Consider the following 23,041-nt stretch of genomic DNA (forward strand, 5'->3'; position numbering starts at 1 on the left):
CGTGCCGACCACCCGCGACCTGACCGTCACCGAGGTACGGCTCACGCCGATCCTGGTCGCCGACCCGCCGTTGCTGAACACCCAGGGAGTGCACCAGCCGTACACGCCCCGGCTGATCGTCGAGATCGTCACGGCGGACGGGACCACCGGCGTGGGGGAGACCTACGGCGACACCAAGTACCTGGAACTCGCCCACCCCTTCGCCGAGCAGATGAAGGGACGCCAGGTCACGGATGTGAACGGCCTCTTCGCGCTCCTGGACGAGGTCTCCGTGGCGGCCTCCCGGGTCGAGAACGCCGTCGACGTCGGCGGGCTGCGCGGTGTGCAGACCGCCGACAAGCTGCGGCTGTCCATCGCCTCCGCCTTCGAGGTCGCCTGCCTCGACGCCCTCGGCAAGGCGCTCGGACTGCCCGTGCACGCACTGCTCGGCGGCAGGGTCCGCGACGCCGTGGAGTACAGCGCGTACCTCTTCTACCGGTACGCCGACCACCCCGAGGGCGTCGCCGCCGAGAAGGACGACTGGGGTGCCGCCCTGGACCCGGCCGGCGTCGTCGCGCAGGCCCGTGCCTTCAAGGAGCGGTACGGCTTCACCTCGTTCAAGCTCAAGGGCGGCGTCTTCCCGCCCGAGGAGGAGATCGCCGCCGTCCGCGCCCTCGCCGAGGCCTTCCCCGGCCACCCGCTGCGGCTCGACCCCAACGGCGCCTGGTCCGTCGAGACCTCGGTCCGGGTGGCCGAGGAGGTCGGCGGGCTCCTGGAGTACCTGGAGGACCCGACGCTCGGCACCCCCGCCATGGCCGAGGTCGCCGCCCGCACCGGAGTGCCGCTCGCCACCAACATGTGTGTGACGACCTTCCCCGAGATCAAGGAGGCGTTCACCACGGACGCCGTCCAGGTCGTCCTCTCCGACCACCACTACTGGGGCGGACTGCGCAACACACTGCACCTCGCCGCCGTCTGCCGCACCTTCGGCGTGGGCGTCTCCATGCACTCCAACACCCACCTCGGCATCAGCCTCGCCGCGATGACCCACGTCGCGGCCACCGTGCCGAACCTCCACCACGCCTGCGACTCCCACTACCCGTGGCAGTCCGAGGACGTGCTCACCGAACGCCTCACCTTCCAGGACGGCACCGTGCGGGTGTCCGACGCCCCCGGCCTCGGCGTCACCCTCGACCACGACCGGCTCGCCGCCCTGCACCGGCGGTGGCTGGCGGACGACGGCGCGCTCCGCGACCGCGACGACGCGGCGGCCATGCGGGTCACCGACCCCGAGTGGGTCACCCCGACGGTGCCCCGCTGGTGAGCCGCTGGTGAGCCGGTGAGATGAGACGCCCCCGAACGTGACGGGCGGCGGGTCGTCGGTGTCGTCGGTGGATTGGTGCACACTGGCCAGAACCGCACCAGGCCAGGGAGCGCATCGTGAAGGCGTCCACCACGTCACCCGGAGAGGGAATCACCGACAGCACCCCGCGGGGCGTCATCAGCCACAACGGGACCCCGGCGGGGGCGCACGGCGTGCCCCACGTCGACCCGCTCGCCGCGCTGCGCACACCCGACGACCCGCCCTGGGACGTCTACCTCACCGGCACCGTCTTCCTCGACATCATCTTCACCGGGCTCGACTCCGCCCCGGTGCGCGGGACCGAGTCCTGGGCGCGCGGGATGGGGTCGAGCCCCGGCGGCGTCGCCAACATGGCCACCGCCCTCGCCCGCCTCGGCCTGCGCACCTCCCTCGCGGCGGCCTTCGGCGACGACCACTACGGGGAGTACTGCTGGGACGCCCTGGAGCAGGGCGAGGCCATCGACCTCTCCGCGTCGCGCACCGTGCCCGGCTGGCACTCCCCGGTCACCGTCTCCATGGCCTACGAGGGCGAGCGCACCATGGTCACCCACGGCCACGAACCGCCCCCGGAGGAGCCCTCCCACCGGTCGGCCTCCACCAGCGGCAAGCTGCCCCCGCCCGGCGCGCACCTGTCGCCCTGCCCGCCCCGCGCGCGGAGCGCGGTCGCCTCCCTCACCCCGGGCCGCAGCGAGCACTGGATCGCCCACGCCGCGCGGCAGGGGACCCGGATCTTCGGCGACGTCGGCTGGGACGACACCGGCCGGTGGGACCTCGCCGCACTGCCCGACCTGCGGCACTGCGAGGCGTTCCTGCCGAACGCCGAGGAGGCCATGCGCTACACCGGCACCGACTGCCCCCGCGCCGCCGCGCACGCCCTCACCGAGCACGTGCCGGTCGCGGTGGTCACCCTCGGCGCGGACGGGGCGTACGCCGTGGACCGGCGCACCGGGGAGAGCGCCGAGGTGCCCGCCATCGCAGTGGAGGCCCTCGACCCGACCGGCGCCGGGGACGTCTTCGTGGCGGGCTTCGTCACCGGCAGCCTGGCCGGCTGGCCGCTCGCCGACCGCCTCGGTTTCGCCGGTCTGACCGCGGCCCTCTCCGTCCAGGAGTTCGGCGGCTCCCTGTCGGCGCCCGGCTGGTCGGAGATCGCGGCCTGGTGGCGCGAGGTCCAGTCCGTCGAGGGCCAGGACCCGGCCGCCCTGAGCCGGTACGCGTTCCTCGCGGACCTGATCCCCGACGGCCTGGTCCGCCCCTGGCCCCTCCGCAGAGCGGTCCCCACCATCGGCTTCGGCCGGTCCACCTGACCCCCGCCCCCCCGCCGTCACCTGGTCCCCACTCGTCCGCAACCGCCCCGCCGGTAAAAGGCCTACGGGGTTGTCACCCCCGCGTCGTACCCTGGGAGGCGCGAGGCCGCCCTCAGTTGCGTGGCCCTGACGAGGAGGAACAGCAGGCCTTCAGCGCCGGCCCATGACTCAGACACCCACAGCTCAGACCCCCGCGCAGGAGCAGGCGAGAGTGCAGTTCACCGTCCCGGCCAAACACCCCATGGTGACCGTGCTGGGTTCCGGCGACTCCCTCCTGCGCGTGATCGAGAAGGCCTTCCCGGGGGCCGACATCCATGTCCGGGGCAATGAGATCAGCGCGGTCGGCGACGCAGGGGAGGTCGCCCTCGTCTCGCGCGTTTTCGACGAGATGATGCTGGTGCTGCGCACCGGGCAGCCGATGACGGAGGACGCGGTGGAACGCTCGATCGCCATGCTGAAGGCGAGCGAGAACGGGGAGAGCGACGGCCAGGAGACCCCGGCCCAGGTGCTCACACAGAACATCCTGTCCTCGCGCGGCCGCACGATCCGCCCCAAGACGCTCAACCAGAAGCGCTATGTGGACGCGATCGACAAGCACACCGTCGTCTTCGGCATCGGCCCCGCCGGTACCGGAAAGACCTATCTCGCCATGGCCAAGGCGGTGCAGGCCCTGCAGTCCAAGCAGGTCAACCGCATCATCCTGACCCGCCCCGCGGTCGAGGCCGGAGAGCGCCTGGGCTTCCTGCCCGGCACCCTCTACGAGAAGATCGACCCGTACCTGCGCCCGCTCTACGACGCCCTGCACGACATGCTCGACCCCGACTCCATCCCGCGCCTGATGGCGGCGGGCACGATCGAGGTCGCCCCGCTGGCGTACATGCGCGGCCGGACGCTCAACGACGCCTTCATCATCCTGGACGAGGCGCAGAACACCAGCCCCGAGCAGATGAAGATGTTCCTCACCCGGCTCGGCTTCGACTCGAAGATAGTGATCACGGGTGACGTCACCCAGGTCGACCTGCCGAGCGGGACCAAGTCCGGCCTGCGCCAGGTGCAGGACATCCTGGAGGGCGTCGAGGACGTCCACTTCTCCCGGCTGTCGTCGCACGACGTCGTACGCCACCGGCTGGTGGGCCGTATCGTCGACGCGTACGAGCAGTACGACAGCGAGCACGGCACCCAGAACGGCACGCACAAGAGCGGCGGCCGGGGCAAGTCCGGGCACAAGGGGAAGTAGACCGAACAGCAGATGTCGATCGACGTCAACAACGAGTCCGGAACCGAGGTCGACGAGCAGGCGATCCTCGACATCGCCCGCTACGCGCTCGCACGGATGCGCATCCACCCGCTCTCCGAGCTCTCGGTGATCGTCGTGGACTCCGGAGCGATGGAACAGCTCCACATCCAGTGGATGGACCTGCCCGGCCCGACGGACGTGATGTCGTTCCCGATGGACGAGTTGCGGCCGCCGTCCAAGGACGGTGACGAGCCCCCGCAGGGCCTGCTCGGCGACATCGTGCTGTGCCCCGAGGTCGCCGCCCGGCAGGGCGCCGAGGCGCCGACGCGGCACACCATGGACGAGGAGCTGCAACTGCTCACCGTCCACGGTGTGCTGCACCTGCTGGGCTACGACCACGAGGAGCCCGACGAGAAGGCCGAGATGTTCGGCCTGCAGGCCGCCATCGTGGACGGCTGGCGCGCGGAGAAGGGCATGACCGGCCCGTCCCCCGCCCCGACCGTGTCATGAGCCCCGGGCTCGTCCTCGGCGCGATCGCCCTGATCGTCGTCGCCTGGCTGTTCGCCTGCGCGGAGACGGGCATCGCGCGCGTCTCCGGCTTCCGCGCCGAGGAGGCCGTGCGCTCCGGCCGCCGGGGCGGCGCGAAGCTCGCCAGGCTCGCCGCCGACCCCACCCGCTACCTCAACGTGGCGCTGCTGGTCCGCGTCGGCTGCGAGATGGCCGCCGCCGCGCTGGTCACCTACGCCTGCCTCCGGCAGTTCGACGGCACCGCCGAGGCCCTGCTGGTCGCCATCGCGGTCATGGTCCTCGTCTCGTACGTCGCCGTCGGCGTCTCCCCGCGCACCATCGGCCGCCAGCACCCGATGAACACGGCCACGGCGGCGGCGTACGTCCTGCTGCCGCTGGCCAGGATCATGGGACCGATCCCGTCCCTGCTGATCCTCATCGGCAACGCGCTCACCCCCGGTAAGGGCTTCCGGCGCGGCCCCTTCGCCTCCGAGGCGGAGCTGCGCGCGCTGGTCGACCTCGCGGAGCAGGAGTCGCTGATCGAGGACGAGGAGCGCCGCATGGTGCACTCGGTCTTCGAACTGGGGGACACCCTGGTCCGTGAGGTCATGGTCCCGCGGACGGACCTGGTGATGGTCGAGCGCTACAAGACCATCCGCCAGACCCTCACCCTCGCCCTGCGCTCCGGTTTCTCCCGGATGCCGGTGACCGGCGAGAGCGAGGACGACATCGTCGGCATCGTGTACCTGAAGGACCTGGCCCGCAAGACGCACATCAGCCGGGACGCGGAGAGCGAGCTGGTCTCCACGGCGATGCGGCCCGCGTTCTTCGTGCCCGACACCAAGAACGCCGGCGATCTGCTGCGCGAGATGCAGAAGGACCGTAACCACGTCGCCGTCGTCATCGACGAGTACGGCGGCACCGCCGGCATCGTCACCATCGAGGACATCCTCGAGGAGATCGTCGGCGAGATCACCGACGAGTACGACCGGGAGATCGCGCCGGTGGAGGAGCTGGGCGAGGACCGCTACCGGGTCACCGCCCGTCTCGACATCACCGACCTCGGCGAGCTGTACGGCCTGGAGGAGTACGACGACGAGGACGTGGAGACCGTCGGCGGACTGCTCGCCAAGCTGCTCGGCCGGGTGCCGATCGCGGGCGCGTCCGCCGTGGTCGGCCTGCCCGACGAGCGCCGGCTGCGGCTGACGGCGGAGGCGGCGGCCGGCCGCCGCAACAAGATCGTCACCGTGCTGGTGGAGCCGGTGACGCCGGGAGACCCGGGGGAGCCGGTCGACCCGTCCCGGGTCGAGGAGGAGCCGACGCGATGACCCCGGAGGACCTGCGTGCCCTCTGTCTCTCCTTCGACGCTGCCGTGGAGGACTTCCCGTTCAACCCGGAGACCTCGGTCTTCAAGGTCCTGGGCAAGGTCTTCGCACTGACGGCCCTGGACGAGCGGCCCCTGACGGTCAGCCTCAAGTGCGACCCGGAGGACGCGATCCGGCTCCGCGCCGAGCACCCCGGCCTGATCGTCCCGGGCCGGCACCTGAACAAACGGCACTGGAACACGGTGACCGCCGACGGCGATCTCCCGGACGGGCTGGTCCGGGAGCTGGTCGAGGACTCCTACGACCTGGTCGTCGCCGGCCTGCCGCGCGCGGAGCGGCTCCGGCTCGACCGGCCCTGAGACGGGCTCCGTATGCTCAGGTCCATGACCGACAGCAACGCGCTCGACCCCGAGGACCGCAAGATCGTCACCCTGGCCCGTTCCGCGCGGGCCCGTAACGGTGTGCCCGAGGGGGCCGCCGTACGGGACGAGAACGGGCGGACCTATGTCGCGGGGACCGTGGCCCTGGACTCCCTCCGACTGACCGCCCTGCAGACGGCGGTGGCGATGGCGGTGGCGTCCGGGGCGAAGTCGTTGGAGGCGGCGGCCGTGGTGACGACGGAGGAGTCGGTGCCGGCCGCGGACCTCGCGGCGGTACGGGACCTCGGCGGCCCCGGGACCCCGGTGCTGCTGGCCGGCCCGGACGGGACGGTCCGGGAGACACTCACCGCGGGATGATCCCCAGCAAGGTGTTACCGGCGGTAAATAGGCCGGATTTCCACCTTGTCGTCGTCTCGGCCCCCGCGCATCAATGGAACCGTTGCTTCCGACGGGTCGTCAGACCCGGCCCGTCGGATCCCTTCGTCTCGTGCAGCGTCACCGCTCCCCCCTGCCCGAGCACTCCCCCCACGGAAAGGGAACCGGACTCCATGAGAGGCACACGAATCGGCACCGGCGCGTCCCTGGTCGCCGCCGTGGCGGCCTGCGGGCTCGCTTTCGCCCCCTCCGCCGCCGCCGTCGCCCCCGGGACGGCGACCGTCAACGCCGACTGCGGAAGCTGGGGTGGTGGCGACGCCACCCTCACGGCCACCCAGAGCGGCACGTCCGCCACCATCACCATCAACACCTCCGCGGTCACCGCGCCCCTCGCGATCAGCAAGGACTCGCTCGTCTCGCAGCTCACCCTGGTCAAGGCCGGCGGCGGCACCACCGTCTTCAAGGGCACCAAGAACCCGGCCATGGCGACCGGGGACGCCCTCGAGGTCGGCCCGCTCTCCGGGACCGTGGCGTCCGGCGACAGCCTGGAGGCGTTCGGCGGCACGCTGAAGGTGACCGCGTTCGGCTTCATCACCATCACGTGCACGGCCGTCGGACCGCAGTCACCGGGCCCGTTCGTCTTCGACTGATCCCCGGCCGCCGCTCCCCGGGCCCTGCTCCCCACTCCCCGGCCCCCACCGGTCCGGGCACCCCCCGGGTGTCCGGACCGGTGGGGTGTCCGGACCGGTGCGGGCGGGTGGTACGGCGGGGCCTCGGGGATCAGGGACAATGGGCGGCATGAGTGTTCGTACCCAGTCATCCGAGCAGCCCGTCGAAGCTGTCCACCGGGCCGGCTTCGCCTGCTTCGTGGGCCGCCCCAACGCGGGCAAGTCCACCCTCACGAACGCTCTGGTCGGGCAGAAGGTGGCGATCACCTCCAACCGGCCGCAGACGACCCGGCACACCGTGCGGGGCATCGTCCACCGCCCCGAGGCGCAGCTGATCCTCGTCGACACCCCCGGCCTGCACAAGCCGCGCACACTGCTCGGCGAGCGGCTGAACGACGTGGTCCGCACCACCTGGGCCGAGGTCGACGTGATCGGCTTCTGCCTTCCCGCGGACCAGAAGATCGGCCCCGGCGACCGCTTCATCGCCAAGGAACTGGCCGGGATCAAGAAGACCCCGAAGGTCGCCATCGTCACCAAGACCGACCTGGTGGACAGCAAGACCCTGGCCGAGCAGCTCCTCGCCGTCGACCGGCTGGGCCAGGAGCTGGGCATCACCTGGGCGGAGATCGTCCCGGTGTCGGCGACCACGGACAAGCAGGTCGACCTGCTGGCCGACCTGCTGATCCCGCTGATGCCCGAGGGCCCCGCCCTCTACCCCGAGGGCGACCTGACGGACGAGCCCGAGCAGGTCATGGTGGCGGAGCTGATCCGCGAGGCCGCCCTGGAGGGCGTCCGCGACGAGCTGCCCCACTCCATCGCCGTGGTCGTGGAGGAGATGCTGCCCCGTGAGGACCGCCCCGCCGACAAGCCCCTCCTGGACATCCACGCCAACCTGTTCATCGAGCGCACCAGCCAGAAGGGCATCGTCATCGGCCCCAAGGGCAAGCGCCTCAAGGACGTCGGCATCAAGTCCCGCAAGCAGATCGAGGCCCTCCTCGGCACCCCGGTCTTCCTCGACCTGCACGTCAAGGTCGCCAAGGACTGGCAGCGGGACCCGAAGCAGTTGCGGCGACTGGGGTTCTGACCGCGGTGGGTGCTTCGGCGAGCGTCCGATGTGCGCCGGCATCAAGTCGGGCAAGCAGATCGAGGCCCTCCTCGGCACTCCTGCCGCGCGGCGGCAGCCGCAGATCGACGCAGCCTGGACCCGCACGTCAAGGTCGCCAAGGACCGGCAGCGGGATCCGAAGCAGGTGCGGCGACCGGGGTTCCGACCCGGCGGTGTCAGAGGCGCTGCTCGCACAGCATCTCCCGGAACCAGCCGTAGGACGCCTTCGGAGTGCGCTCGAGGGTCTCGAAGTCCACGTGGACCAGGCCGAAGCGGCGGGTGTAGCCCTCCGCCCACTCGAAGTTGTCCATCAGGGACCACACGAAATAGCCCCGTACGTCCACGCCCGCCTCCACCGCCCGGTGCAGGGCGCGGACATGGCCGTCGAGGTAGACGATGCGGGCCTGGTCGTCGACGCCCTCGTAGGAGCAGCCGTTCTCGGTGATGACGACCGGGGGGAGCCGGTCGCCGTAGCGGGCGTGGAAGGTGATGAGGAGTTCGGTCAGGGCCCCGGGGACCACCGGCCAGCCGAAGTCCGTCACCGGATACCCCTCGATCTCCCGTATCGAAAAGGGGAGTTCGGCCGGCATGCGGACACCGCCGAACTCGGTCCCGGTGCCCTGCGGGGCACCCACCCGGGTCGGCGCGTAGTAGTTGACGCCGTACCAGTCGACCGGCTCCGCGATGATCCCCAGGTCCGCCTCGACGTCGCCCGGCATCAGTTCGCCGATGCCGTCCGGGTAGCGGCCGAGCAGCACGGGGTCGGCGAACAGGCGGTTCAGGAGCGTGTCGTAGAAGTCCGCCGCCGCCACGTCCGCCGGGTCCGGGCCGGCCGGCCAGACCGGACCGTGGGAGTTGGCGATGCCGATGTCACCGGCACCGGCCGCGCGCAGGGCGCGTACCGCCAGCCCGTGCGCGAGGAGTTGATGGTGAGCCACCGGCAGCGCGTCGAGGAGAAGCTTTCGGCCAGGGGCGTGGACACCCAACGCATGGCCCAGCAGGGTGTGTTCGGCGGGCTCGTTGAGGGTGATCCAGCGCGACACACGGTCGCCGAGCCGGTCGGCGACCTCGGACACGTACTGCGCGAAACGCTCCGCGGTGCTCCGCTCCAGCCAGTCCATCCCGGTCGGCAGATCCCAGTGGAACAGCGTCGGCACCGGTCGCACGCCCGCCGCGCACAGGTCGTCGACCAGCCGGTCGTAGAAGTCCAGGCCGCCCTTCGCCCGCACCCGCGGCCAGGAGACCGAGAAGCGGTACGCGTCCACCCCCAGTCCGGCCAGGAGCGCCACGTCCTCGCCGTGGCGGTGGACGTGGTCACAGGCCACCGCCGCCGTCGAGCCGTCCCGCACCCGCCCCGGTTCGGCACTGAACTCGTCCCACACGGACGGCCCGCGTTCGTCCACCGCGCCCTCGATCTGGTGCGCCGAGGTCGACACGCCCCACAGGAAACCGTCCGGGAAGCGGGGGATCGGGTTCGTCGTCGCCATGGCACGGATCATCCGCACCGACCGCGTCCCAAGTCAACGCCCTTGCGGGGAAGGGTGGTTACGCGCCCTCCTTGAGCACTCTGCTGATCAGCGTGCGCTGTTCCTCGGTCAGCCGGGGGTCCGCGCAGTACACCGACCGCCCGTCCACCGTGATCCGGTAGCTGAAGCCGTCCGGCACCCCGGCGGGCGGCGCACCCCGGCCGGAGGCCACGGCACTCTCGGCCAGGGCGTGCCACTCGGGCGCGTCGGCCCGTCCCGAGGTGTCCACCTCGGCCTGCCGCTCGATACCGGCGAATCCACCGGTGCGTGTCACCTGAATGCGCATGGGTCCGTGTCTAGTACGGAACTACAGCGTCCGCACCCCCACCCGCTCCCAGGCCTTCGACACCGCCCGCAGCTCCTCGCCCTCCCCGAACCGGGCCCGCGCCACCTTCACCGTCAGCGTCGCGAAGTCCGTGAACTGCGCGTTCTGCGCAAGCTCGCCGCCGGTCAGCACGTCGTACCAGACCTGCCCCGCCCGCTCCCAGGAGTGCCCGCCGAGGGTGGTGGCGGCCAGGTAGAAGGCGTGGTTGGGGATGCCGGAGTTGATGTGGACGCCGCCGTTGTCGCGGCCGGTGCGGACGTAGTCGTCCATCGTCGAGGGCTGCGGGTCCTTGCCGAGGACGTCGTCGTCGTACGCGGTGCCCGGCTCCTTCATGGAGCGCAGCGCCTTGCCGGTGACCCGCGGGGCGAGCAGCCCCGCGCCGATCAGCCAGTCGGCCTCGCCGGCGGTCTGGCCGAGCGTGTACTGCTTGATCAGGGCGCCGAAGACGTCCGACACCGACTCGTTGAGCGCGCCGGACTGGCCGAAGTAGTCCAGGTTGGCGGTGTACTGGGTGAGGCCGTGCGCGAGTTCGTGGCCGATGACGTCGACGGGGAGGGTGAAGTCGAGGAAGATCTCCCCGTCCCCGTCGCCGAAGACCATCTGATCGCCGTTCCAGAAGGCGTTGTTGTAGTCCCGGTCGTAGTGCACGGTCGCGACCAGCGGCAGCCCGGCGCCGTCGATCGAGTCGCGGGAGAACGCACTGAGGAAGAGTTCGAAGGTGGCGCCGAGGCCCGCGTAGGCGCGGTTGACGGTGGCGTCCTTGCCGGGCTCCTCGCCCTCCCGGCGGGCCACCGCCCCCGGCAGCTTCGTGCCGTGCCGGGCGTCGTGGACGGTGCGGTGCGGCTTGCCGGACTCGGCCGCGGCGAGCGGGGCGACGGGGGCGGCGCCGACGACCGTGGTCAGGCGGCGCTGGGTGCGCTCGTAGGCGTCGCGCTGGAGGGTGCGGCGGGCGGGTCCGGCCAGTGCGGGGTCCTCGGCCTGCGCGAGCCGGTCGAGGACGTGCGGCGGAACGATGGTGCAGAAGACGGGCTCGAAGCCCCCGTTGGTGGTCATGTCCGGCACCTTCGCACTGTGTGACGCTCCTGTCACCATCCGCAACCATGATTGATGAAAAGTGCGGTCGATCACTGCAGTCGGACGCCCTGGAGTGGTATACGGCACTTTTTGTCCCGTTCCTCCCTCTGGTCCCGCATACTGATACGGACGCTCGCACGGGCCTGTGTCTCGGTTAAGCTGCGCAGCATCATGCGTTTCGGGCTGCTTCTCCTTAGCTGCCGCGGTGAGGGTCCGCAGTAGGCCGACCCCCTCCCCGCGGAGTTCGGCGCTGCGCCGTCGGCCGTCCCTTCCGGTCTCGTCCCGGATCACCGCGGACCCTCGAGGAGCCCACGCACCATGGTCAACCGCCAGCAGCCCAGTTCCATGCCGATCCACAAGTACGGCCGCTACGAGCAGGTCGACATCCCCGACAGGACGTGGCCGGGCAACCGGATCACCACCGCTCCCCGCTGGCTCTCCACCGATCTGCGCGACGGCAACCAGGCCCTGATCGACCCCATGTCGCCCGCCCGCAAGCGCGCGATGTTCGACCTGCTGGTCAAGATGGGCTACAAGGAGATCGAGGTCGGCTTCCCGGCCTCCGGCCAGACCGACTTCGACTTCGTGCGCTCCATCATCGAGGACCCGGACGCCATCCCCGAGGACGTCACGATCTCCGTACTGACCCAGGCCCGCGAGGACCTGATCGAGCGCACGGTCGAGTCCCTGAAGGGCGCCAAGCGCGCCACGGTGCACCTGTACAACGCCACCGCGCCGGTCTTCCGTCGCGTGGTCTTCCGCGGCTCCAAGGACGACATCAAGCAGATCGCCGTCGACGGCACCCGCCTGGTCGTGGAGTACGCCGAGAAGCTGCTGGGCCCGGAAACGCACTTCGGGTACCAGTACAGCCCCGAGATCTTCACCGACACCGAGCTGGACTTCGCGCTGGAGGTCTGCGAGGCGGTGATGGACGTCTACCAGCCCGGTCCGGGCCGCGAGATCATCCTCAACCTGCCGGCGACCGTCGAGCGCTCCACCCCCTCCACCCACGCCGACCGCTTCGAGTGGATGGGCCGCAACCTGTCCCGCCGCGAGTACGTCTGCCTGTCCGTCCACCCGCACAACGACCGCGGTACGGCCGTGGCCGCCGCCGAGCTGTCCCTGATGGCCGGCGCCGACCGCGTCGAGGGCTGCCTGTTCGGGCAGGGCGAGCGCACCGGCAACGTCGACCTGGTCACCCTGGGCATGAACCTGTTCTCCCAGGGCGTCGACCCGCAGATCGACTTCTCCGACATCGACGAGGTCCGTCGCACGTGGGAGTACTGCAACCAGATGGAGGTCCACCCGCGCCACCCGTACGTGGGCGACCTGGTCTACACGTCCTTCTCCGGCTCCCACCAGGACGCCATCAAGAAGGGCTTCGACGCCATGGAGGCCGACGCGAAGGCCCAGGGCGTCACCGTCGACGACATCGAGTGGGCGGTGCCGTACCTGCCCATCGACCCCAAGGACGTCGGCCGCTCCTACGAGGCCGTCATCCGCGTCAACTCGCAGTCCGGCAAGGGCGGTATCGCCTACGTCCTGAAGAACGACCACAAGCTGGACCTGCCGCGCCGCATGCAGATCGAGTTCTCGAAGATCATCCAGGCCAAGACGGACGCCGAGGGCGGCGAGGTCACCCCGGCCGACATCTGGTCGGTGTTCCAGGACGAGTACCTGCCCAACCCGGACAACGCCTGGGGCCGCATCCAGGTCAGGAACGGCCAGTCCACCACCGACCGGGACGGCGTCGACACGCTCACCGTCGAGGCCACCGTGGACGGTGAGCCCACCGTGCTGACCGGCAGCGGCAACGGTCCGATCTCCGCGTTCTTCGAGGCCCTGCAGTCCATCGGCGTCGACGTACGCCTGCTCGACTACCAGGAGCACACGATGAGCGAGGGCGCCTCCGCGCAGGCCGCCTCGTACATCGAGTGCGCGATCGGTGACAAGGTTCTGTGGGGCGTCGGAATCGACGCGAACACCACGCGTGCCTCGCTGAAGGCGGTCGTCTCGGCCGTCAACCGGGCGGCCCGCTGAGCAGCCGCTCCGAGAGCTCCGAGGGTCCCGCCCGCCGTTTCCGGCGGGCGGGACCCCGTCGGTTACCGGCCAATCCCTGTGCAGGTCACGGGAAGGTCTCGTCCGAGATGCTGACGAAGACTCTTCGGTGTGGCTAACATCACGCAAGCGCGGCGCCGATGCCGGGGCGATGTGGAGGTGCGACGTGCTGCCAGGACGGGGACCCGACAGCCGTGCCGCTGTCACCAGACTCTCGCGCCTGCTGGGAACCCGGACCGCGTGGACGGCCGTCGGCGACGGGGAGTTCTTCTGCCCCGGTTGCGGCGGCGACCGCAACTACCGGAGGCTGACCGGACAGCGCCGCTTCACCCTCCTCGGTGTGCCCGTGGTGCCGCGCGGCACGGCCGACCCGGTCGTCGAATGCGCGGCCTGCCTCCGCCACTTCGGCACCGACGTCCTGGACCACCCCACCACCACCCGCTTCTCCGCGATGCTCCGCGACGCCGTGCACACCGTCGCCCTCGCGGTGCTGGCCGCGGGCACCTGCTCGCGGGCGTCCCTGGAGACGGCCGTCGCCGCCGTCCGCGCGGCCGGCTTCGACGACTGCACCGAGGACCGGCTGGCCGCGCTCGTCGAGGCGCTGGCCGCCGACACCGGCCGCTTCACCGGCGAGCCCTGCACGGCGGACCTCGCCATCGAACTCCACGAGGCCCTCGAGCCGCTGGCCCCGCACCTCGCCGCCCCGGGCCGCGAATCGATCTTCCTGGGCGGCGCCCGCATCGCCCTCGCCGACGGCCCCTACACCCCCGCCGAGCGCGACGCCCTGGCCACCGTGGGCGCCGCCCTCACCATCTGCTCGGACGACGTGACCCGCCTGCTGACGGCGGCCCGGACACCGTCCTGACCGGCAAGCCGCTCTCCGGGCCGGGTCGGGCCGGGCCTGGTGCCGCGAACCACGGCACCTCATCGCGGATGCGGGCTACGGGGTGGTGTGCAGGGTCATGAGGATGCGGTCGGCGCCAGGGCCGAAGTGGTCCGGACGGGGGCCCTCGCGGTCGGGTACGAAACCGAGGGAGTCGTAGAGCGCTGTAGCCGGCTTGTTGGTCGGCTCGACCCAGAGCAGGACGGTGTGCGCGCCCTCGGTGCGCAAGTTCTCCAGCGATTCCAGCATCAGCTGTTCGGCCAGCCCCCGCCTGCGCACGGCGGAGGCGACCCCGAGACCGACGATCCAGCTCCGCCCCTTGTGCGGCGGCGTGGCCAGCACGTATGCGCACAGTCGGCCGTTCTCGTCTTCAGCTACCAGCAGGTGGTCTGCGAACATGTCCACGAACTGGCGCAGGATGGAGTGCGGCATCGGGTCATCGGGAAAGACTTCCCGATCCAAGCGGAGCAGGTCGGGCATGTCCTGCCCGACGACGTTGCGTACCCGGACGGACGGAGGGTGAAGTGCCGGCATCGAACCAGAATTGCCTGGTGCCTCCGACCGTTCAAGTCCCCGGATCACGTGTCCGGTGCCGATGCCTGCCGTGCGCCCCCGTGCCTCCTTGCACCGAAGCGGGCCAGAAGGAGGGGGAGCAGGGGACTGACCGCATCGATACCGTGGGGCATGCCTTTGGGATCACCAGAAGAACAGGCACAGTCGAACGCGGAGGCGCGGTGGGAAAAATTCGATCCCACGCTTTACGTTCAGGAGAACTACAGTAGATTACTCTCCGTCGACGAGACGATCATATCGATCGTCCGGGCGCACTTCAGTGATCATTTTCGTGACATTTCCGAGCCGCTGGTCCATGGGATCGACGTAGGTGCCGGCGCCAATCTTTATCCGGCCCTCTCCATGCTGCCCTGGTGCGCCCGGATAACTCTGCTGGACCGGTCGAAGTCCAACCTTGACTATCTACGGCAGCAGATAAAGGGACATGACGACGGTTGGGAAAAGTTCTGGCGGAAGCTGTCCCTGGACGACGCCTACGCGACAGTACCTGGCGGTCCTTGGGCGCGGTTGCGTGAAGTCGCGCAGATCGAGCAGGGTGACATATTGAATCCCGTCGACCGACGGTTGAGGTGGCAGGTGGGGACCATGTTCTTCGTCGCGGAGTCCGTTTCCACCTCCACCAGGGAATTCCATTGCGCAGTTGAGCACTTCCTGGAAAAGCTTGCTCCAGGGGCGCCCTTCGCTGCAGCTTTCATGGAGCATAGTGAAGGATACCGACTGGGAGGAACCTGGTTCCCGGCATGCGACGTCAGTCAGGCGGACATCGGCGCCAGCATCAGACGCTTCACCGACTCCGTGCAGACCTACAGGATCGGCAAACCGGGGGAGGTGCGTCCGGGCTACACGTCCATCATCCTGGCTTGCGGATTCCGGTGAGTGGGTAGCTCTTGGATGGCCGTTCCGTGGAAGTGCGGGGCGGGTGAGGGGGGACGGGGTGCAGATCAAGCCGCGGCAGCATCTGCTGGACATCTGGCGAGCCGTGGCTCGCCATTCGTTCGACGACGGGAAGCTCGTCCGGGGGGACGCCGGAGGGCTGAGCAGCGTCGCGGACGCGGAACGGCTGCTCTGCCTGCTGTACCCCGCCGCCGAGGTTCCCGCCTTCCGCCTCGACCAGCCCGACACCACGGAGAGGGACGTCCTGGAGGCGTTGGAGCGGATCGGCAGCCGACTGGAGATCCCGCCCCACCTGATCACCGCGCTGACCCAGTTCATGCGTACCCACACAGGGCCGGACGACAGCCCCGTCTTCTCCGGTGGGCACTACTTCAGGACGATGAACCCCAGCGGGAACTCACCCACGAACAGAGCCAGTTGGGCGTCGTCGACTCCTACTCCATGTCCGTCACGCTCTGCCTCGCCACCCTGGGATTCCTCAAGGTCTACGAGAACAGCACCACCCGTCCCGAGATGCACAGGGCGGTCGGTGAGCTGAGGGAGGCCACCAACACCCGGCTCACCGCCGCGATGGTCAGCCTGCTGCGCTCCTTCACCGTCAACGTCTTTGACGCCGAGTCCGAGCAGGGCCGGCGGCTGATCCAGGTCATCGGGCAGAACAAGCAGTCCGACCGGGCCGTCCTCCAGCAGTTCTCCGGCAGATTCCGCCCGCTGCGCGCCACGATCATCGAAGGCCTCAGCCGCGGCATCGAGGTCGACGAGAGCATCCGGGACGAGAGCCGGCTCTTCGAGTGCGGCTGGGCCTGGGGCGTGGTGAAGGACGCGCCGACCGTCGTCGACCTGGACGTCCCGGTCAAGGGCCAGCCCGACGGCATCGCCGACCCGCTGCCCTACGTGTACTTCACCGTCGTCGCCCTGGACGGCATCCAGGACCTGTTCTCCGAGCGCACCCTCACCCTGGGGCTGCTCGACGCCGACCAGCAGAAACTCGCCGAGGCCCTACGCCTGCGCTGGGAACTCAGCCAGCAGTACTGGTCGGCCATCGCCCGATTCGGTGCCGGGCGCCGGCCCCTGGAGGACCTCCCCTGGCAGACCACCGGCCTGCGGCTGGAGTCGGAGTACTTCTCCCTGACCGTCGCGGCCATCCTCGTCCGCGACCTGGTCCGCCGGAAGGCCACCGACGACGACCTCACCCGCACCGTCGCCATCATGGAACGCCTTGCCGACAGGGGCCGGGTCACCAGCCGTATGAGCAGGAACGACCCCGCGGTCGGGCTGCACAACCCCGGGGTCACCATGCCGCTCGCCGGATCGGAACGGTCCGGCGGGCAGCTCCAGTGGCGGATGACCGATTTCTCGGCACAACTCCTCAAGCGGACCATCCAGCTTGCGGAGCTCTCCCGGAACGTCGACGCACAGGACCGTCTGCTGCGCCTGGCTGAGCAGGCATTCGAGCACCTGTGGAACCGGCGGATCGAGGAGGGTGAGGGGGCCGGCCTCTGGGACAACGCGGCAGCCGTCTTCCCGGACGCGGCCGTCGGTCGGCGCCTCTCCTGGAGCATCACCGCGCGTGTCACCGAGTGTCTGGTCGCCGCCCGCAACCTGTACGAGCAGCAGCCCATCCGCAGTCCCGAACTCGCTCAGCTGGCCCGTGAGCTGCTCAGCGAGGCCACCCATCTGTTCGGTAAGGAACAACTGGAGGCCTCGACCACCGCCGAGGGGAGCCGGGGCCGGGCCATGCGGAGCATCGAGAGCCGACTGGACCGTGCCCGGAGCCTGGTCGACGACCGGCCCGCGACCGCGTTCGCGCTGGCCCTGCCCGTGCTCCAGGAACTCGACACCCTGGCCCAGGCTCGCGGTGCTGCCGCAGAGGAGATGTGAGCCGTGCTCGTCTTCGCCGCCTCCGACAAAGGAGGCACGGGTCGCTCGGTCACCAGCGCCAATCTGGCCTATCAACGCGCCCTCGCCGGCGATCACGTGGCGTACGTCGACTTCGACTTCGGCTCCCCCACGGCGTCCGCCGTCTTCGACCTGCCTGACGCCATGCGCGGCACCGAGGAGCGGGGCCTGCACTCCTACCTGGAGGGCGAGGTCACGGAACCGGCCCGGATCGACGTCTGGCGGCAGACTGAGCATCCCCTGCTGCGGGCCCGGCCGAACCGGTCCGGCCGCCTGGTGCTGTTTCCCGGCGACGTCGGCGGCGGCGAGTTCGCCACCGGCGGGGACGCCCTCGAGCGGTGCGTCGATCTGCTGTTACGGCTGAACGGCGAGTTCGACCTCATAGTCGTCGACCTGAGCGCCGGCCGGAGCTACGCGGTCGACATGGTCCTCACCGCGACGGCACACCCCCGGATGCGGTATGTCCCATTCCGCTGGCTGGTCTTCCACCGCTGGACCCGGCAGCACGTGATCGCCGCCGCAGGTCTCGCCCACGGGGACCACGGGATCATCAAGGGTGGTGTCGAACGAGGGCACGACGAGGAAAGACTTCGGGGTGCTGTCCGCTTCGTGCGGGCAGCCGTACCCCATCCGGATTCGCCGTTGTGGTCCCACGGCTCGCCCGCCCAGGCAGCCTGGATGCAGTCCTCTGACGAGGCACTGCGCCGACTCGCCGCTGAACATCACATCGGTGACAGCGTGGTGCTCGGTGTCGTACCCCTGGAACCCATCCTGCAGTGGCGCGAACAGTTGATCACCGAGGAGGACGTGCTTTCCACCCAGATCGCCAACAAGGAGACGCTGGAGGCGCTGGAGGAGATCGCGCGGCGCTTGACCGACGACGATCACTGGGGGCGGCCGTGACGGAGGCGGTGTTCCGCGAGACGGCCGCCGAGCCACGGACCCAGGCGGTTCCGCTGTCCCACCTCTCACTGGAACTCGGCCACCTCTACATGGAGGACTTCGAGGCCGGTCCACGACACCTGCGGCAGCGCTTCGAACGGGTACGCCCCTGGGCGGAGGCGGCACGTGCCGCCGCGGCGGCCGAGACCGGTGGCAAACGCCCCCGGATCAGCACGTGCTTCCTCGTCGACGACTACTTCGCACGTTTCGCCGGGCCTGCCGAGGTCGTCCCCATGTTGCTGGAGGAGGCCGGACGGGCCGGGCTCGACGTCGACTACCTGGCCCGCGAGTCCGGCTGCGCCGTCGCGGGGCAGGTGCCGGTCGCCGAAGCCGTGGCCCGGCGGATCGTCGAGGAGCCACCGCCGGGCAGCTACGGCCTGCGCCCGCCGACCGCGCAGACCGGCTGGCTCGCCAACGGCGAACGCGGGCCCGTCATGCGCGTCCCGCAGGCCATGAAGAAGGCCGCCGCCTGGTCCCCGCCCCAGGAAACCGCCGCCCGCCGCCACTCCGTCTTCGCGGACGTCGAACTGTGGGACGAGGGCCCCGACGGACATCGCACTTGGTCCTGCCCCTTCCTCGCCGCGGTGTGGCAGCTCGCCCGCCTCGGACTGCTGCGCAACGAGGGCAGGGCCGTGCTCGTGCCCCAGCCGCACACCCTTGCCGACTTCCCCGGGGAATGGGGCGAATTGCCCGAGCTGGTCCGGCTCAATCCCCGGGCGGACCCGTTTGCCGCCTACCGGACCTGCTCGGTGCTGCCCAACCACTTCCTGGCCGTCGAACACGCCGTCCGCGTGATTCTCGACCAGATCGAGGTCGACCCCGGGGCACTGGCCCAGGCCGCCGACCGCTCCGCCCAGGAGGACGCGGCCGTCCCCGCCTCGGTGGCCGACCGCGTCTCCTACGTCTTCCACGCGGGGCGGTGACATGACGCCGGGGGAGAGGCCACCGCCTGTCGTGCTCACCTGTGGGGAGGTCCGCACCTGTCTGCTGCCCGCCCTCCAGCCCCTCGACAGCCGTGCCACCGCCCAGTTCCTCACACTGCGGGGCGACGAACGGGTCCTGCTCTCCGAACGCCCCAATCTCTACGGCCGTTCCGCCGAAATCCTCACCGGCGTCGACTGCGCCCTGCCCAGCGTCAACGGCGCCAAGGTCCGGGCCGTCGGCACCGTTGCCGCGCGGGCCTCCCTCACAGAGGGGCGCGTCCTGCAGAGCTCCGCCCACTTCCGAATGCCTGCCGCTGGGCCCGATCACCGACAACCCTGGGGCCACCACCTCGTACGCCCCGGACTGGTCGAGCCGTTCGGAAAACTACCGCACGAGTCCGTCGCCGAGGGGCTGCTGAACGGGGGCCGGCCTCGCGAACTCGACGTCGGACTGGTCGCCGGCGGACTGCTCACACGCGTGCTGCGCCACCCCCTGCTCGACCAGCACCCGCCTCTGAGGTCCCGTCCCACCAGGCTGCGCTGGGTGGCTGTGTCCACCGAGCGCGACGAGGCGCCGTGCATCGAGCGGTTCACCCTCGCCGAGGACGAACTGCGTACGGTGCGGCTACGCGTCCCCGTCGGCACCCCCGGCGCCGACATCGCCACGCTGTGCGAGGATCTCGCCCTGCACGACTGGCTGCTCACCACAGTCGTCCGCATCCTCGACGGTATCCGGCCGGGCGGCGGGCAGCCCCGCGCCCGGCCGGCGTCCGAAGCGGACCAGGACCATCGCGGCGTCGTCACGGCACTCCGGCCCGCCGTCGAGCACCTGCTGCATCTGTGGATGCCGCGGGCCCGTGTGTCGCGCACGCTCGTCCCGCTCTGGGACACCCTGGAGGACCACCCCGGCTTCACCCGGCAGTGGCGGGCATTGATGCAGCGCGTGCGGGATCAACTGGCAATTCATGCACTTCAGTTGCTCGTGGAGGTGCCGACTCGGCGCTGACCGGGAAGCATGCTGTGGACACCTGACGGGGGGAGACGGACATGCACGGAGCACCGCCCACACCCGGCCCGGCGGCCGCGGGCGGGTTGCGCATCGCGCCCATCGTGCTCAAGATCCTTGTCACCATCGTGGTGAGCACGGGTGCCTACGTGCTCACGAACCTGCTGAACCAGTCCGGCGACGAACTGTGGAAGATCGCGGTTTCCGTCGTGATCGGCGGTTCCGCACTCATCGTGCAGTACATGGTCGACTTCGAGCAGCGGCTGGGGACGGTCGAGGCCGGTCACAGAGAGCGGAGCCGGGAGCTCGAAGCACAGTTCAACAAACTCAGTGAGGCAGCCGGGCTGCTGAGCGAGCTGGATCAGGCAGGTATGAGCACCAGCGATGCCAGGCGACTCATCAAGAGTCTGAACCGAGTGGGGCAGCAGGGACCGGAGATCGTCAAGGCCTTCGCCCGGTCCGAGGTGGAGAGCCTTGCCTCTGTCGTCACCGACCTGACGAGCATGACCGCACACTGGCCGCGGGACAACAACGAGTGGCTCATCAGGCTCACCGAATGCGCCCGGCGCACCATCCACGCCACCAGCAGCTCCGTCGACCAGCCTTTCTGGAACACGGACTCGGCGGGCCCGTACTTGGATGCCCAAGCCGAGGCGATGAGTGCTCGAGGTGTGACGATCCAAAGGCTTTTCATGATCAAGGAAGAAGAGGAAGCCGACCCGGGTTTCATGCAACGGTTCACGAGACTCTGCCGGGCTCAGCGTGACACGGGTATCAGCGTGCGGTTCCTCACCCTGCCGCTTCCGGAGGGGGCGAGACTGAGGTCGGTGGTGGCGCGGGACGTCGTGATCTTCGACAGCGAACTGTATCTGGAGTTCGAGCCGGACCGGCAGGAGGGAAATGTCCAGACCCGACTCGATGCGGAGGGCCGCCGAGTCGACGGACAAGTGAGGACGTTCAACACCCTGTGGGCGACCGCCACAGAGCTTGACCACCGGCCGTCCCCCTCGTCGGGGGGCTCCGGGTGACAGCGCTCTTCTCCGTGACACGGGCGGAGCACGACCGGGGTATTCCCCGGGGAGCAGTCCCGCTTCTCGACCGCCTCACGCAGGAGCGCTCGACTCGGCCTCACGCCTGACGAAGTGGGCGCCTTCCGCCGGGAGTCCGGACACCGATCCGGACACCGGACCGGAGGGGGTCCGTCCCATGGGGGCCGCAACGACACGTACCGGGCGACGACGCGTCGTGCCCTGGGTGGTGGTCGGGCTGTGGCCGGCCGCGCTCGTACTGACCGCGGCCGACCGGCGGACCGCCGCCGAAAAGACACCAGCCCCGCCGCACTCCTCGACGCCGTTCGCACCGTGGCCGCCGAAGAGGCACTGCTGTGGCCGGGACCCACCGCGCGGCTGATCGAGCGGTTCCTGGCAGTCCGGCGACACCGTCACTCAGAGGGCGTGGGCCAGCCAGCGCTGGATCGTGCTGTTGATGTTGCCGGGCAGGGCGCTGAGCCTGTCGATGGCCTCGCGGTCCTCGGGTCGGGGCGGGATGCCGGCCGCCGTCAGGGCCGCGTGCAGCTCCAGACGGCGCCGGTCCTGCGGGTCGATGGCGACGTCCAGCCGTTCGCCCGGGCGCGGCGGCGTCAGCTGGTAGTCACCGAAGCTGCTCCCGTCGAGGGCGTAAGGGTCGACGAAGGCACGGTGGTTGGTGCCGAACTCGTAAGCGGAGGCGGTCACGTGGATCTCCAAAGGATGTCGGTCTACCTCACAGGAGACCGCCTCGGAGCCCGCCTCGGTGGTATCCCCGCCGAAATGTCACGCCAACAGCGCCATAGCCAGTTCATCCTCACGTCGGACCAACAGCCCGGTGGGATACGGGAGATGGAGTGGCGCTCCGTGGTGCATACGGGAGCGATCGTATTCGCACGACTCGACGGGTCTACCCGCAAACGCATGAATTGAACCGATTATGCACAACTGCGCCATATCGTCACAGGTTGCACGCGCATGCCATGTGGGTGACGTCGAGGGGGTACGGATCTCCCAAAGGACTCGTTGCAAAGAACCTGTTGCAACGAGTCCTTTGCAACGCTACCGTTGGTGCCATGGACGGTTCCCAGGACCCGCAGCTCCACAGTCTCGATGCCCGCTCGCTGCGCGGGCTCGCGCATCCCCTGCGGATGCGGTTGTTGAACGCACTACGGCACGGGGGGCCGGCCACCGCGTCGCAACTGGCCGCGAAACTGGGTGAGTCCAGCGGCGCGACCAGTTACCACCTGCGCCAGCTCGCCGCGCACGGCTTCGTCGAGGACGCGCCGGAGCGCGGCAAGGGACGGGAGCGGTGGTGGCAGGCGGTTCACCGGGGCGTGCTGTTCGACGGAACGCTGCTCGAGGACCGTGACCCCGAGGTGCGCGGAGCCGCCGACCTGTACCTGCACGAGGCCGCGAACAACCACACCCGGGAACTCGCCACCTGGCTCGGTACCCGCCACGAATGGTCCGAGCAGTGGAGACGCTCCTCGGACATGAGCGACTGGACGCTGAGTCTCACCCCCGAACTCGCCCGCGAACTCGGCGACAAGATGTACGAGCTCATGGAGAGCTACCGGGTTCTGGCCCTCGACGAGGGCACCCCGGACGTCGAGCAGGTGCGCATTCACACACACGTCATCCCCACCCGCACGGACTGAGAGGCCGCCC

Annotated in this window: 22 protein-coding genes and 2 pseudogenes; 19 read left to right on the forward strand and 5 right to left on the reverse strand. The window is 70.0% G+C overall.

The genetic code is table 11. From position 1 onward, the window contains the following. The first annotated feature begins 1 nt into the window (after window position 1). The 9 genes from JL475_RS26225 (at window position 2) to era (ending at window position 8,222) form a co-directional block, all read left to right on the forward strand. Window positions 2-1,303: a glucarate dehydratase family protein gene (locus JL475_RS26225; protein WP_307825168.1), complete on the forward strand. Its 1,302-nt coding sequence runs from the start codon at window positions 2-4 to the stop codon at window positions 1,301-1,303. 176 nt (window positions 1,304-1,479) lie between these two features. Beyond that, a complete protein-coding gene (locus JL475_RS26230; protein ID WP_202280443.1) occupies window positions 1,480-2,646 on the forward strand; it encodes a PfkB family carbohydrate kinase in 1,167 nt (388 codons plus the stop codon). Between the two features lie 163 nt (window positions 2,647-2,809). Further along, window positions 2,810-3,883: a PhoH family protein gene (locus JL475_RS26235; protein ID WP_202280405.1), complete on the forward strand. Its 1,074-nt coding sequence runs from the start codon at window positions 2,810-2,812 to the stop codon at window positions 3,881-3,883. Between the two features lie 12 nt (window positions 3,884-3,895). After that, window positions 3,896-4,393 carry an rRNA maturation RNase YbeY gene (gene ybeY, locus JL475_RS26240; protein WP_202280406.1) on the forward strand — a complete coding sequence of 166 codons (498 nt, stop codon included), beginning with the start codon at window positions 3,896-3,898 and terminating at the stop codon, window positions 4,391-4,393. Next, window positions 4,390-5,718, forward strand: coding sequence for a hemolysin family protein (locus JL475_RS26245; RefSeq protein ID WP_202280407.1), 1,329 nt, complete (start codon window positions 4,390-4,392; stop codon window positions 5,716-5,718). The genes ybeY and JL475_RS26245 overlap by 4 nt, the downstream gene beginning before the upstream one ends. After that, window positions 5,715-6,074, forward strand: a complete 360-nt coding sequence (locus JL475_RS26250) for an MmcQ/YjbR family DNA-binding protein (protein ID WP_202280408.1) — start codon at window positions 5,715-5,717, stop codon at window positions 6,072-6,074. Before JL475_RS26245 ends, JL475_RS26250 begins: the two co-directional genes overlap by 4 nt. 24 nt (window positions 6,075-6,098) lie before the next feature. Continuing rightward, window positions 6,099-6,452 (forward strand): cytidine deaminase, encoded by a 354-nt coding sequence (locus JL475_RS26255; protein WP_202280409.1) that lies wholly within the window; start codon window positions 6,099-6,101, stop codon window positions 6,450-6,452. A 191-nt stretch (window positions 6,453-6,643) separates the two neighbouring features. Continuing rightward, the gene (locus JL475_RS26260) at window positions 6,644-7,120 is read left to right on the forward strand and encodes a hypothetical protein (protein ID WP_202280410.1); all 477 of its coding nucleotides are present in this window, start codon (window positions 6,644-6,646) and stop codon (window positions 7,118-7,120) included. 148 nt (window positions 7,121-7,268) lie between these two features. Further along, window positions 7,269-8,222 carry a GTPase Era gene (gene era / locus JL475_RS26265; RefSeq protein ID WP_202280411.1) on the forward strand — a complete coding sequence of 318 codons (954 nt, stop codon included), beginning with the start codon at window positions 7,269-7,271 and terminating at the stop codon, window positions 8,220-8,222. A gap of 196 nt (window positions 8,223-8,418) precedes the next feature. Here the strand turns inward: era and JL475_RS26270 are convergent, their stop codons facing one another. The 3 genes from JL475_RS26270 to JL475_RS26280 are packed head-to-tail and all read right to left on the reverse strand — an operon-like array spanning window position 8,419 to window position 11,146. Next, window positions 8,419-9,729, reverse strand: a complete 1,311-nt coding sequence (locus JL475_RS26270) for a GH1 family beta-glucosidase (protein ID WP_202280412.1) — start codon at window positions 9,727-9,729, stop codon at window positions 8,419-8,421. 58 nt (window positions 9,730-9,787) lie between these two features. Then, window positions 9,788-10,054 carry a protealysin inhibitor emfourin gene (locus tag JL475_RS26275; RefSeq protein WP_202280413.1) on the reverse strand — a complete coding sequence of 89 codons (267 nt, stop codon included), beginning with the start codon at window positions 10,052-10,054 and terminating at the stop codon, window positions 9,788-9,790. 21 nt (window positions 10,055-10,075) lie between these two features. Beyond that, window positions 10,076-11,146 (reverse strand): M4 family metallopeptidase, encoded by a 1,071-nt coding sequence (locus tag JL475_RS26280; RefSeq protein ID WP_202280414.1) that lies wholly within the window; start codon window positions 11,144-11,146, stop codon window positions 10,076-10,078. A gap of 339 nt (window positions 11,147-11,485) precedes the next feature. On the opposite strand from JL475_RS26280, the gene leuA reads away from it, so the two are divergent. Together leuA and JL475_RS26290 are read left to right on the forward strand one after the other, a co-directional pair. Further along, entirely contained in the window at window positions 11,486-13,207 is a 1,722-nt protein-coding gene (leuA, locus tag JL475_RS26285; RefSeq protein ID WP_202280415.1) for a 2-isopropylmalate synthase, read from the forward strand. A gap of 184 nt (window positions 13,208-13,391) precedes the next feature. After that, the gene (locus JL475_RS26290; RefSeq protein ID WP_202280416.1) at window positions 13,392-14,090 is read left to right on the forward strand and encodes a TerB family tellurite resistance protein; all 699 of its coding nucleotides are present in this window, start codon (window positions 13,392-13,394) and stop codon (window positions 14,088-14,090) included. Window positions 14,091-14,165: 75 nt separating this feature from the next. Here the strand turns inward: JL475_RS26290 and JL475_RS26295 are convergent, their stop codons facing one another. Continuing rightward, complete coding sequence (locus JL475_RS26295; protein ID WP_202280417.1) at window positions 14,166-14,642, reverse strand: GNAT family N-acetyltransferase; 477 nt, start codon at window positions 14,640-14,642, stop codon at window positions 14,166-14,168. 150 nt (window positions 14,643-14,792) lie between these two features. On the opposite strand from JL475_RS26295, the gene JL475_RS26300 reads away from it, so the two are divergent. The 7 genes and pseudogenes from JL475_RS26300 to JL475_RS40285 all read left to right on the forward strand — a co-directional run. Beyond that, a complete protein-coding gene (locus JL475_RS26300) occupies window positions 14,793-15,557 on the forward strand; it encodes an SCO2525 family SAM-dependent methyltransferase (RefSeq protein ID WP_202280418.1) in 765 nt (254 codons plus the stop codon). A 58-nt stretch (window positions 15,558-15,615) separates the two neighbouring features. Further along, a pseudogene (locus tag JL475_RS26305) lies at window positions 15,616-17,456 on the forward strand (SCO2524 family protein). 3 nt (window positions 17,457-17,459) lie between these two features. Continuing rightward, window positions 17,460-18,377 (forward strand): SCO2523 family variant P-loop protein, encoded by a 918-nt coding sequence (locus JL475_RS26310; RefSeq protein WP_202280419.1) that lies wholly within the window; start codon window positions 17,460-17,462, stop codon window positions 18,375-18,377. Continuing rightward, window positions 18,374-19,339: an SCO2522 family protein gene (locus tag JL475_RS26315; RefSeq protein WP_202280420.1), complete on the forward strand. Its 966-nt coding sequence runs from the start codon at window positions 18,374-18,376 to the stop codon at window positions 19,337-19,339. Before JL475_RS26310 ends, JL475_RS26315 begins: the two co-directional genes overlap by 4 nt. Window position 19,340: 1 nt before the next feature. After that, complete coding sequence (locus tag JL475_RS26320) at window positions 19,341-20,345, forward strand: SCO2521 family protein (RefSeq protein WP_202280421.1); 1,005 nt, start codon at window positions 19,341-19,343, stop codon at window positions 20,343-20,345. A gap of 86 nt (window positions 20,346-20,431) precedes the next feature. After that, window positions 20,432-21,373 (forward strand): DUF6879 family protein, encoded by a 942-nt coding sequence (locus JL475_RS26325; protein ID WP_202280422.1) that lies wholly within the window; start codon window positions 20,432-20,434, stop codon window positions 21,371-21,373. Window positions 21,374-21,664: 291 nt separating this feature from the next. Beyond that, a pseudogene (locus JL475_RS40285) lies at window positions 21,665-21,769 on the forward strand (DNA-binding response regulator); the annotation flags it as partial. 21 nt (window positions 21,770-21,790) lie between these two features. Here JL475_RS40285 and JL475_RS26330 read toward each other — a convergent pair. Continuing rightward, complete coding sequence (locus tag JL475_RS26330) at window positions 21,791-22,078, reverse strand: hypothetical protein (protein ID WP_307825166.1); 288 nt, start codon at window positions 22,076-22,078, stop codon at window positions 21,791-21,793. Between the two features lie 368 nt (window positions 22,079-22,446). On the opposite strand from JL475_RS26330, the gene JL475_RS26335 reads away from it, so the two are divergent. Beyond that, window positions 22,447-23,031: a transcriptional regulator gene (locus JL475_RS26335; RefSeq protein WP_202280423.1), complete on the forward strand. Its 585-nt coding sequence runs from the start codon at window positions 22,447-22,449 to the stop codon at window positions 23,029-23,031. The last annotated feature ends 10 nt before the right edge of the window (window positions 23,032-23,041 follow it).

Origin of the sequence: Streptomyces sp. M2CJ-2, assembly GCF_016757295.1 — a bacterium.
GTDB lineage: Bacteria > Actinomycetota > Actinomycetes > Streptomycetales > Streptomycetaceae > Streptomyces.

Coding starts and splice junctions, on each gene's coding strand:
- JL475_RS26245 (WP_202280407.1), top strand. CDS start 4,390: ATGAGCCCCGGGCTCGTCCTCGGCGCGATCGCCCTGATCGTCGTCGCC.
- JL475_RS26280 (WP_202280414.1), bottom strand. CDS start 11,146: ATGACCACCAACGGGGGCTTCGAGCCCGTCTTCTGCACCATCGTTCCG.
- JL475_RS26275 (WP_202280413.1), bottom strand. CDS start 10,054: ATGCGCATTCAGGTGACACGCACCGGTGGATTCGCCGGTATCGAGCGG.
- leuA (WP_202280415.1), top strand. CDS start 11,486: ATGGTCAACCGCCAGCAGCCCAGTTCCATGCCGATCCACAAGTACGGC.
- JL475_RS26270 (WP_202280412.1), bottom strand. CDS start 9,729: ATGGCGACGACGAACCCGATCCCCCGCTTCCCGGACGGTTTCCTGTGG.
- era (WP_202280411.1), top strand. CDS start 7,269: ATGAGTGTTCGTACCCAGTCATCCGAGCAGCCCGTCGAAGCTGTCCAC.
- JL475_RS26255 (WP_202280409.1), top strand. CDS start 6,099: ATGACCGACAGCAACGCGCTCGACCCCGAGGACCGCAAGATCGTCACC.
- JL475_RS26250 (WP_202280408.1), top strand. CDS start 5,715: ATGACCCCGGAGGACCTGCGTGCCCTCTGTCTCTCCTTCGACGCTGCC.
- JL475_RS26300 (WP_202280418.1), top strand. CDS start 14,793: ATGCCTTTGGGATCACCAGAAGAACAGGCACAGTCGAACGCGGAGGCG.
- JL475_RS26320 (WP_202280421.1), top strand. CDS start 19,341: ATGACGCCGGGGGAGAGGCCACCGCCTGTCGTGCTCACCTGTGGGGAG.
- ybeY (WP_202280406.1), top strand. CDS start 3,896: ATGTCGATCGACGTCAACAACGAGTCCGGAACCGAGGTCGACGAGCAG.
- JL475_RS26235 (WP_202280405.1), top strand. CDS start 2,810: ATGACTCAGACACCCACAGCTCAGACCCCCGCGCAGGAGCAGGCGAGA.
- JL475_RS26295 (WP_202280417.1), bottom strand. CDS start 14,642: ATGCCGGCACTTCACCCTCCGTCCGTCCGGGTACGCAACGTCGTCGGG.
- JL475_RS26335 (WP_202280423.1), top strand. CDS start 22,447: ATGGACGGTTCCCAGGACCCGCAGCTCCACAGTCTCGATGCCCGCTCG.
- JL475_RS26260 (WP_202280410.1), top strand. CDS start 6,644: ATGAGAGGCACACGAATCGGCACCGGCGCGTCCCTGGTCGCCGCCGTG.